This is a genomic window from Fusibacter ferrireducens (assembly GCF_015352425.1).
Taxonomy (GTDB): domain Bacteria; phylum Bacillota; class Clostridia; order Peptostreptococcales; family Acidaminobacteraceae; genus Fusibacter_A; species Fusibacter_A ferrireducens.
In genome coordinates this window covers 334,263-344,588 of sequence record NZ_JADKNH010000005.1, presented here as the reverse complement: position 1 = coordinate 344,588, position 10,326 = coordinate 334,263, and the positions used below count along the sequence as shown (strand labels likewise).

Sequence of the window (10,326 nt, the reverse complement as noted above, 5' to 3'; positions counted from 1 at the left end):
TGGTCTAATAAAAGAAACTGATATTTCCGTGGCTTAGACTAAAGCTTCATTTTTGTAGGGCCTAAAAGACCTTTATTAAGTATGCCCTTTTTTACTTTGAGCTACTTTATTTTTCACGCTATGACCTCCATTTTATTTTCGTTTGTTACTTCTATTTTGGGTCCTCAAGACCGTTTAAAATATCTACAAGATAGATTGAATCAAGTTCCTCTTCAAATTTAGATTTCACTTGATTATTAACATGCTCTACAACTTTTCCTATTCTTGCGCCTATTGGGCAATCCTCATTGGGATCTTCATGAGTTGGAAAAATAGGACCTTCTCTCTCCACTGCTTTAAAAATATCCTTCATCGATATGCGATCACATGGCTTTGCCAAACCTGTCGTACCCACTTTGGTCTGTGTATAAATCAGTCCTGCTTTTTTGAGAAGACTCATCAATCGCCTTACAAAGGCTGGATTTGTATTAATACTTCGTGCAATATAATCCGAAGTTAACGCTTCGCCCTCATTGAGTGCAATTAAGCTCAAAATGTGTATGCTTACAGAGAATTTAGTTGAGTACATGTTTTATCACCTCTATTTGTAATCATTATAGTTACAAATAGAGGTAATGTCAATAGTAAATGATAATAATTCTCATTAACAATTTGTGAACAAAATTTTGATATTATTAAACACCGTATATTAATCCTCTTATAAAGGTACAGGTTATGCCAATAAAGCTAGCCCATTCCGATAATTTTTTAGCATTTATAGCATTAACTATGCTTTTCAAATTCGTTGTATATTAGATAAAAATCAACTCTGTTCTGAAGATAAAAAACACTTCAAATTTAAATTGTACAAACTTGAAGTGTTTCTATTATAAAAATATTTATTAGAAATGCAATAAATACTAATGCTATTTCTTACTCAATCAAAAAATTCAACTTATTTTTCTAGTATCTTTTCTACTTCTACTAGATCAAAATTATAATCTGGTATCAAAAAAACACAGGTATTTAATATCCATATAAATCCGTTTTCTGTATCTCGGCTGACATGATTCTGCACACTCAGAATTATGTCTAATTTCAAATTCCGGAACCATTCTTTAATCATACTATCACTAAATTCAAATTCCCCACTTTGTATTCGATGTGCCTTCCAAATATTGTGGCCTATTATATGATTAAATAATTTTCTCATATACCCGTAATATGTAACACCTGAATCAAGATAACCAATCCTCATTAATGTATCTGCAAGCTGATGTTTTGCCGTTTTCAAATCATTTATTCCCAGTACATCTGACAAAACTTCTTCAATTTGTTCTTTCAAATCTTTTGTATCATTGATTTGTAATAGTTGTTCCACACAGCTGTTACACGCTTCATGATCAGATAATTGAAAACGTTGTGATAAAATTTCTTTTATCTTTATAGGCAAATTCACGCTCTTTGCGATCATTGTATCTTTTATCAGGCTTTTGTATTTTTGTCCTGGCTGTAATCCCACTGGTATCGTTCTATGGATATACTCTCTATCGGGAATTTGTAAAAGATGTTGATAAGATTCAACCATCGGATAATTTAAATACAACTGTCCGACATTTGTTACATCATTAAAATACTGTTGCATTATCATTATCTTTTCTTCTGAAAAATTAGGGTCATGACGCTCATAATCGAATATTAATAAAATATTCGTAAAGTCCTTTTTATAAAGTGGTTCCCAATCCATATTTTTGCTTATAATCCAAGGTAAATCAATTTGATCTTCATCCCAACCATCAGAATATTTCTTTTCAATATCTTTATAAAACATATAAATATTCGTTTTATAAACTATAATATCATCCAAATTGACTTCAAGTTCAGGATAACATTTCAAAAGCAACTGCATTAATTCGTATTTTTCATGGTCTCCCTCGACGATAAACAATTGACGACGACGGCGCCTAGGGGTAAGCCAATTATAGTTATTCATATCTTTCAAACTCTCCGCTTATATACATTTTCTCTAAATTATGACCCTCTCTTAATTCTCGAGCAGTCGCATCACATAATGAAGTTAAATTGCCTTGTTGTGACAAGATAAACAGACAATCTGGGCGCATCAACCTATTTGTCATTAAATTTGTATTATGTGTTGTTAAAATAATTTGGCAATTCGGATATTTATGCTTAAAAAATTGAATTATTTTTTCTGCCATTTCATAGTGATAAAAAGCATCAAATTCATCAAGATACATAAGAGATGCCGTCTTACCCATTTCAAAACGCCGATATAAATTCGTTAATGCCAAAGTACCACTTGATGCATTTTCAAAAAATGGCACTAACTTATTATGTTTAAAATACAGTTGATTCTGCCCTTCTGGCAATAGCTCCAAAGCTAAATTACATTCAATTCCCATAATATTTAAAAAATCTTCAAAATCGATTAGCGCTTCTTTATCCGCAAGCATATTAGTAAATGAATCATACATCCTTGGTATTTTCGGCATCATCGTGTTGCTTACTGTAACAAAAGCCATTCGATTAATGTAGTTATCCAACTTTAATAAAATTGAATTTGCCGATAATGCCGTATTACTTATAAGCCATCGTAAAAAAGATAAAGTTTGCTCCACAGATTCATCATCTTCATTGGTATCCATGGAACTTAAAAAACGTTCTATTACAATGGTATCTGCTTCTAAAACTTTCAGATTTTCAAAACTAGATGCTTTTGAAGCAAAATTATAATAAAAACATCTTATATCATTCAATAATAATTCTTCGTCATGTATTTTAACTTCAGAAATTTTCCTGTACTTATAGATGAGTTCATCCTGACCAAATCTAAAAGTATATATAAACTCGGCAAAAGGTTCTTTTGAATCGGCATTTAAATAATTGCCTTCTTGTCTTCTAAAAAAACCTACTGTTGATAGATTATATGTGATATCCCTAAGAGCTACACCTAGATTTGTTTTTCCAGTTGCATTTCTTCCGTATATGATCATTTTACTTATTAGCTGATTAGAAATACAATCTTCATTAAACTGATACCCGCCAACTTTCCCAAAATCAATGATAATCGGTTCTTCAAAATTTTTGTAATTCCTTAATTCAAATTTTTTCAACATAATAGAAATCACCTCTCTTATTTTTCATATTTTATTATTGATACTATCATTATACTAAAGTGCTATAAAAAGAACAATAGAGTGCCGTAAAAAAATTACGGCACTCTATTGCTCTCTCTTACTTTAATTCATTATTTCAACTTGATAGTCTTCCCTTCATTAATTTTTTATAAAGAAATAGAACATTCATCAAAAAAGTTGATGCAATCGTAATTTGTTTTGATGAATGCACTTTTAATAAAATTGATAGGCTTCAATTGATCGTTCTAATTCAGCTCTAAAATCGGGATGTGCAATTGCTATAAGTCGCTTCGCACGTTCACCTATGGTCTGCCCTCTTAATGCGGCCACGCCAAACTCTGTGACCACATAGTCCACATCGTTTCTCGAAAGCGTCACCACAGCACCGTCCTTTAACGTGGGCACGATCTTACTCACACACTTTCTTGAGCCATCGGGTTGTTTCACCATTGCAGTAGAATAGAGCGTTATAAAAGACTTGCCATTTTTCGAGTATTGCGCCCCTATGGCGGTGTCTGCTTGTCCTCCCGTACCCGAAAACTGATGATAGCCCATACTCTCTGAGCAACACTGACCTGTAAGATCAATTTCTATGGTCGTATTGATGGAGACCATGTTATCATTTTGACCAATCACATAGGGGTCATTCGTCCATCTGCCCGGCATAAACCAGACACTCGGGTTGTTGTGAAGGTATTGATAGAGTCTCTCAGTACCAAGCGCAAAAGTGCAGATGGTCTTATCGGGATAAAGCGTTTTATGTTTATTATTTACTGCACCTGATTCCAGCAAATCAATCATGCCATCTGTGAACATCTCCGTATGAATCCCCAGATTTTTTTTACCGACAAGTGCTTTGGCAACAGCATTTGGAATCCCGCCAATACCCAGTTGAATTGTGGACCCATCTTCAATGAGCTCACTGATATATTGACCTATCGCTTCATCCTTTTCTGAGCAATCCGCAACGGGTAGAAGCGGCGGCATGCGATCCGTCTCCACGATCACCGCCACATCGGACACATGAACTTGGTTATCTCCAAAGGTCCGTGGAAAATGCGGCGATACCTCTAAAACCACTTCGACCTCACCCGTTCTAATCAATTGCATCTCATAAGTGTTCCCAATAGAAAGGCTAAAATAACCGTGTTCGTCCATACTTGCAGCCGTAGTCATTAAGACTTTTCTTCTCCCTGCCATGGCCACTAATCTTTTATCCAGTGCGCGGTGCAAATGTTGAGGCTGAAAAGAAAGGTGTCCTTTAGGATGATTTTTTCTAAGTGGTCCTGTGTAAAACCAACCATTCACACGCACACTTTCACTGTATTTAGGGTCGTTAAAAAGTGGGTAATCGCCCATTGGCAAGGTGTTAGAGAGTTGGCACCCTCTTATGCCTTTATCATATAATTTATGCAGTTCGTTCATTAAAGGCATGGGCTCACTACCGCCTAAACCCACTACGATAAAATCTTGGTCTTTGAAATGATCTAAAAAGGATTCTAAAGAGCTTACCTTCTCACGGTATAATTGCGCTAATTTTTCCATACTCATTTCCCCCACTTGATCAGTGAACAAGCAAAGGCATAGCCAGTACCCGCCCCTAACATGGCCACGATGCTCCCATCCTTGACCTTATTTTGCTCTAGACCATATTTCAGTGCTAAAAACTGATCCACATGACCGCAGTGACCATCATCTGATAAATAGACGCTTTGAGATTTTTCAAGAGAGAGCCCCTCTAAAATAGCATCATGTGCTTTGGGATTGATGTGCGTTATACCAATAAAATCAATAGGTCTGTCTAGTTTAGACTTTGACTTGGCAAGGTTGACAGCGCCTAAAAATCCTGGCATGGAACGTTCACCAAGTCTTTTTTTCATGCCTTCTGGATCGGACATATGAATGAGTTTAGCCTTTCTGAGTTTTTCGGGATCAGCAGCGATTTCTTCATCAATTGGATGAAGTGACCCACCCCACTTGCCGATGACATCATCACAAAATACAGAGTCAGTGATGACGCCTGTTTCCAAAATGATATTTTCATCATGATCTCTCTTGAGTAAGACAGCAATACCTGCTGGTGACATATCGAACATAAACGATTGATTTCGATCCTTATAGTCGATGAGATACGCATTGGTGTTTCCACCCGCTATAAGGACCGTTTTAAGCGATTCATCTGCAATCATCATATCTTTAACCACCTTGAGTGCAAGTGGCGTTGCTGCGCATCTAAAGCCCATATCCCAAGCATAAGCATTGTCTGCACCTAAGACATTTTGTATCTTTATCGCTGCTGTCCAGCAGACATATTCACAATACGTTTCCCCTGCAAATAAAATCATGTCTAAGTCTTTCGCATTGGTGTTTGTCTTTTCAAGCAGTTTTTGAGAAGCTTTTGTCGCCATCATGGCCGCATGATCCTCTGGACCACCCACATGTTTTGCATTTATGCCCATTTTTGTCCTTAGAATTTCAGCGGGTATGTTCACAAGAGGACTGAGGGCTTCGGCTGTAATCTTTTCTTCTGGCAAATAAACTTCGAAGTCTACAATGCCAATTTGAGTTTGATTCATATATACTACCTCCTTATCTGACTTTATATATTGCAATTTTGTTGCCAAATAAAATAGGCTCCAATTTACATGAAAACCGCTGAAATCCATAATAATACTCGGTTACAGAATGTTCTCAGATTGATACATATAACATATTTGTTACAGTTCTCAAGAACGTATTACAATGATATAATGAAGAAAAATGACGGGAAGGTGATTAAACGATGACATACCCTCACAATCAGAAACTCGATAAATTCATGGAAAACATTCCAGAAAGTCTATTCAATGAACTCTCTTTGCCTATTAATTTTGTCGATCACAACTGCACGATTTTGGTAATGAATAAGGCCTTTTTAGAGTTCCTTGAACTACCGCTAAAGGACGTCGTAGGCCAAAATCTCGTTGACATCGACAATACCACACGTTTTCCTATTGTCCTACAGACAGGTATTCCCGAAATTGGTAAACGTCATCGCTTTAAATCTGGCAAAGAAGCCATTGTGGATCGAATTCCAATCTATGATGGCGACCGAATCATCGGCTGTGCAGGGATCATTGTACCTTCTCATTTGTCACCTGATAGTATCGAATGGAAAATTCGGCATCTCATCATCAATAAAATCAGACCGGACTATAAAACACGCCTTGAAACCGATTCGTCTAGCCTCATACCCAAATACACCTTCGATGACATCATCGCTAAATCCAAACTCATCCAACACTTTAAGCAGCGTGCCAAATCATTTTCTAAAACCGAACTGCCTGTGCTCATCACTGGAGAAAGCGGTGTGGGTAAAGAACTCTTTGCACATGCCATTCACAGCGCAAGTCAAAGAGCGAATAGACCCTTTGTCTGTATCAATTGTGCGGCCATTCCAGACACACTCCTTGAGTCCGAACTCTTTGGATACGAACCCGGTTCGTTTACAGGCGCTCATAAAAACGGCAAGCAGGGCAAGTTTGAAATTGCAAACGGGGGTACGATCTTTTTAGATGAAATTGGGGATTTGCCGCCGATTATGCAATCCAAGCTCTTGCGTGTTTTACAGGAAAATCAAATCGAAAAAATAGGCAGCAGTGAATCTAAAGAAATAGACGTCCGGGTCATTGCAGCCACCAACGTGGACCTGCTTGATAAAATAGAAAACAAAGTTTTTAGGTCTGATCTCTACTACCGTCTGAATGTCCTCAACCTCAACATTCCATCTCTTAGGGAACGCTCTGAGGATATTCCACTTTTGATTGAACATTTTAAATCACTCTTTTATCAGAAGAACGGCATCTATAAAACCTTTTCAAAGGAAGCCCTCAAAATCTTAAGTGGTTACACCTGGCCTGGCAATATTCGAGAACTGAAAAATATCGTCTACAGGCTCATGGTCATTGCAGAAGGCCCTGAAATTGGATTCGACCTCATTCCACAAGATATCCTTGAAGCTCGGTATCACTTCTACGTGGATCACTATGATCCAAATGACATCTTGGAAAACAAGAGCACCCTCACCAACATCATGAAGGAGATAGAGCTCCAAATCATAGAAGATACTTTGAAGCTCTGTGACAACAACAAGTCCAAAACCGCTGATGTTTTAGGCATTCAGAGGATGACGCTCTATAGAAAGATTAAAAAATAGTGGCATGATAGGTGTTTAATACAATTAATCCACGATGAATAGACACAAGCTTGCTTATTAATTAAAAATGAAAGCCCCTAAAAATTCAACATTTTAGGGGCTCTGTATGTTTAGTTAGAGTGTCAAAAGACGCTCATCTATTTCTTACTGACGAGCGTCTTTTAATTCATAACGTTAAAATTTAGGGATTTTACGTCACATTAAAGTGTTATTTTCTTTTACGATTTCTTGCGTTTATGATGCATTCATTTTAGTCAGCAGAAAATCAATATTCTCAGCCAAATGTGCCATGATACTGATGCCCTCTGCATCCTCACTGGCGTTGACACTGCCCGAAGTGCCAGCAGTACCTACATTCCAGTAATTAGACCCCACTGTGATGAGATCATTAACCTGTGCCCAAAGCGTCAATTGAGATAAGGCAAAGGTTTGACCCGTCTTTCTTGCCACCGTAATGGGTGCAAAGAGTTTTCGAGAAAACACCATTTGGCCCCAATCATACTTTCCATTTTGTGTGTTGAGCTCATTTTTCATCCATCTTGCGGAAAACCCTGCTCGATCTAATAACGCTTTCAACCTAGGGGTGATTGAACCGTTATAAACAGGACTTCCCACAACGATGGCATCTGCCTCAATGAGGTGTTTAAACACCGCCTGAAAATCATCCTCCACCACACATTGATGTGCTTTTACACAGCCATAACAACCTTCACACTGCTCTATCTTCATACTTCTCAAGGGAATATAAAGCGTTTCATGTCCCTTACTATTAAGACTTTCTAAAACCGTCTTAATGTAATACTCCGTATTTCCCTCGCGAGGACTACCACATATGCCAATAACTTTCATTTATGCCTCCATTATAATTCGATCACCGCATCCACACGTTTGTCTAAATTTTCATCCTTACAAGACTTTGTAAATAACGATACCACCACGGTTACCACGATTGATAGTGTGATGACATTTACATACCACGGCATGCCACCTGGCCATTTAAAACCATTATTGTCCATGAGTAGCGCCCCAATATTCGTGATAAAGGCCGTTATAAGCCCTGCAAAGACCCCTTCACTGCTTGCACCCTTCCAGGTTAAACCTATGATAAACGTTGGAAAAGTAGCCGACATGAGCGTACCCCATCCAAATGTACCGAGTATGGCAACCGCTTCTCCACTGGAAAGTGCAAAGACGATCGACATGATCCCTATAATCGCCATAACACCTCTTGAGAGATTCATTTGCTTTTTATGTTCGAGCTTTAAACCAAATGCACTCGGTAAGTCTCTGGAAAGAATATTCGCAGAAAGTGTCAAGAACATACTTGCTGTAGACATAGAAGCTGCCAATATTGCTGCATAGACAAAGAGTTGTGCATACACGCCCACATAGTCAGCCACCGCAAAGATCGCATTATCCGCTTTGGCAATTGGTGGTATCAGTCCCTTTCCGACGAGGTAAAGTGCTGCATAACCCATTGTCACTGCAAAGAATCCCACGACCATGTGACCAAGTGCCGCATAAAGGCCAAGTTTCGGCATATCTTTCGGATTTTTAAGCGCGTACATCCTTGTTAAAACTTGTGGTTGTCCCATGGTGCCAATAATCGGAATAATCATCCAAGCCATGGCAATCGAACCTGGGAGTGCCCCCCAGCCATTCATGGCATTTGGCGAGAAATTCTTCACAACTTCTGCACCGTCAACCACAGCTGTTGCACTTGGCGTCATGGACACCACATCAACCACAGCGCTAAAACCGCCTGTCATCACAAAAAATGCCACGATCATAATTAGGCCTGCAAGCACCATGATAAACCCTTGAAATGCTTGTGTTAATACGCCGCCCACTTCACCTGAAATGGTAGTATAGAGCGTCAATATGCCGAAGATGATAAATCCAGCCACATAAGGATCCAGACCAAGTAAATGACCAAATAGGGCTGAACAAGCACTGATTTGCGAAGCTAAATAAGCAATTGCCCCTATGAACAGCACTAAAGAGAGCAGTGCTTTAATACCTCGATGATAGTTGTATCTAAGGTCGGCAATATCACCTAAACTTGCTATTGGACCCACTTCCGCCATGGCTCTTATTTTCTTACCAATGGCGAGATATGCCATTGCAAAAGCACAGGATGAGAGCATCCACAAATTCATCGTATTTCCAAATGAGTACACAATCCCTGGTACCCCCACTACTGCAAAGGCGCTTGCCACTGCCGCCACAGTGGATAGACCAACCGTTACAGGACCAAAAAGAGCAGTGCCGCCAAAGAAAGACTGTGCATCTGAAGCTTTTTTCTTCGCAGCCCATCCGATTAAAAACGATACTAAAATCATTCCAAATGAGAAAAGAATCACCAACCATCTTACACTACTACTCATGTGCACCCTCCTTTTGATTTAATTGATCCATCTTTTGCTTAAAAGCATCCCAGTTTTCATCCGAAAGCCAGAGCGAATCAAATTTCACGAGCCCTAATGTCAGTGTCAATACACCACCGATCCAGTAAGCCAAAATAATCGCTGCAAATGAGGGATGAAAGCCCAAAATTTTAAAAGTCGGTGCCATGTTTAAAAATAGATCTGAATAATACTTTGCAAAGAAGAAACCTGCAATCCAAACCACAAACCATGTTAACAATGGATACATAAAAAGTTTCTTATCAAGCTTGCCATTTTGCGCTGCCCCCATTATCATGTGCAATAACATCAATAAAACACCCATGAGTAACCCCTCAAACCATCGCCCAGTCCAACCACAAATCGTAATCAAGACCCAAAGGACAGTGATTGTCAAAACAATACCGGTTCTGTTCTTACCTATCTCCATAACGCCCTCCTGTAAATTCCCAACTCCTTTTTTAAATGTCAGGTACTTTTTATAATTGCAAGGACAATGCCAAGTTTTTGCGCATGTTCGAAAGATAAATAAGCGTTGAAATATAGGCATTATACTTAAAAATAGAGCCTACATCGATACTGTATCAAA

9 protein-coding genes are annotated in these 10,326 nt (G+C 38.4%); 1 reads left to right on the top strand and 8 read right to left on the bottom strand.

The window, feature by feature from the left end:
* Positions 1-151: 151 nt before the first annotated feature.
* The 5 genes from ISU02_RS10375 to ISU02_RS10355 form a co-directional block, all read right to left on the bottom strand.
* Positions 152-568 (bottom strand): Rrf2 family transcriptional regulator, encoded by a 417-nt coding sequence (locus tag ISU02_RS10375; RefSeq protein WP_194701756.1) that lies wholly within the window; start codon positions 566-568, stop codon positions 152-154.
* 366 nt (positions 569-934) lie between these two features.
* A complete protein-coding gene (locus tag ISU02_RS10370) occupies positions 935-1,972 on the bottom strand; it encodes a hypothetical protein (RefSeq protein ID WP_194701755.1) in 1,038 nt (345 codons plus the stop codon).
* Positions 1,965-3,116, bottom strand: a complete 1,152-nt coding sequence (locus tag ISU02_RS10365) for an AAA family ATPase (protein ID WP_194701754.1) — start codon at positions 3,114-3,116, stop codon at positions 1,965-1,967. Before ISU02_RS10365 ends, ISU02_RS10370 begins: the two co-directional genes overlap by 8 nt.
* A gap of 234 nt (positions 3,117-3,350) precedes the next feature.
* Positions 3,351-4,682 carry an acetyl-CoA hydrolase/transferase family protein gene (locus ISU02_RS10360; RefSeq protein WP_194701753.1) on the bottom strand — a complete coding sequence of 444 codons (1,332 nt, stop codon included), beginning with the start codon at positions 4,680-4,682 and terminating at the stop codon, positions 3,351-3,353.
* Positions 4,683-4,684: 2 nt separating this feature from the next.
* Positions 4,685-5,713 carry a 3-oxoacyl-ACP synthase gene (locus ISU02_RS10355; protein ID WP_194701752.1) on the bottom strand — a complete coding sequence of 343 codons (1,029 nt, stop codon included), beginning with the start codon at positions 5,711-5,713 and terminating at the stop codon, positions 4,685-4,687.
* Between the two features lie 206 nt (positions 5,714-5,919).
* On the opposite strand from ISU02_RS10355, the gene ISU02_RS10350 reads away from it, so the two are divergent.
* Entirely contained in the window at positions 5,920-7,332 is a 1,413-nt protein-coding gene (locus ISU02_RS10350; protein ID WP_194701751.1) for a sigma-54 interaction domain-containing protein, read from the top strand.
* Positions 7,333-7,566: 234 nt separating this feature from the next.
* Here the strand turns inward: ISU02_RS10350 and ISU02_RS10345 are convergent, their stop codons facing one another.
* From ISU02_RS10345 to ISU02_RS10335, 3 genes are read right to left on the bottom strand one after another with little or no spacing between them, the layout of a single operon-like run.
* A complete protein-coding gene (locus ISU02_RS10345) occupies positions 7,567-8,181 on the bottom strand; it encodes a flavodoxin family protein (protein WP_194701750.1) in 615 nt (204 codons plus the stop codon).
* 11 nt (positions 8,182-8,192) lie between these two features.
* On the bottom strand, positions 8,193-9,719 hold the full coding sequence (locus ISU02_RS10340) for a sodium:solute symporter family transporter (RefSeq protein WP_194701749.1): 1,527 nt from the start codon (positions 9,717-9,719) through the stop codon (positions 8,193-8,195).
* Positions 9,712-10,167 carry a hypothetical protein gene (locus ISU02_RS10335; RefSeq protein ID WP_194701748.1) on the bottom strand — a complete coding sequence of 152 codons (456 nt, stop codon included), beginning with the start codon at positions 10,165-10,167 and terminating at the stop codon, positions 9,712-9,714. Before ISU02_RS10335 ends, ISU02_RS10340 begins: the two co-directional genes overlap by 8 nt.
* Positions 10,168-10,326: the final 159 nt, after the last annotated feature.

Excerpts from the sequence above, each read along its gene's own strand:
- ISU02_RS10375 (WP_194701756.1), bottom strand. The coding sequence starts at position 568 with ATGTACTCAACTAAATTCTCTGTAAGCATACACATTTTGAGCTTAATT.
- ISU02_RS10370 (WP_194701755.1), bottom strand. The coding sequence starts at position 1,972 with ATGAATAACTATAATTGGCTTACCCCTAGGCGCCGTCGTCGTCAATTG.
- ISU02_RS10365 (WP_194701754.1), bottom strand. The coding sequence starts at position 3,116 with ATGTTGAAAAAATTTGAATTAAGGAATTACAAAAATTTTGAAGAACCG.
- ISU02_RS10360 (WP_194701753.1), bottom strand. The coding sequence starts at position 4,682 with ATGGAAAAATTAGCGCAATTATACCGTGAGAAGGTAAGCTCTTTAGAA.
- ISU02_RS10355 (WP_194701752.1), bottom strand. The coding sequence starts at position 5,713 with ATGAATCAAACTCAAATTGGCATTGTAGACTTCGAAGTTTATTTGCCA.
- ISU02_RS10350 (WP_194701751.1), top strand. The coding sequence starts at position 5,920 with ATGACATACCCTCACAATCAGAAACTCGATAAATTCATGGAAAACATT.
- ISU02_RS10345 (WP_194701750.1), bottom strand. The coding sequence starts at position 8,181 with ATGAAAGTTATTGGCATATGTGGTAGTCCTCGCGAGGGAAATACGGAG.
- ISU02_RS10340 (WP_194701749.1), bottom strand. The coding sequence starts at position 9,719 with ATGAGTAGTAGTGTAAGATGGTTGGTGATTCTTTTCTCATTTGGAATG.
- ISU02_RS10335 (WP_194701748.1), bottom strand. The coding sequence starts at position 10,167 with ATGGAGATAGGTAAGAACAGAACCGGTATTGTTTTGACAATCACTGTC.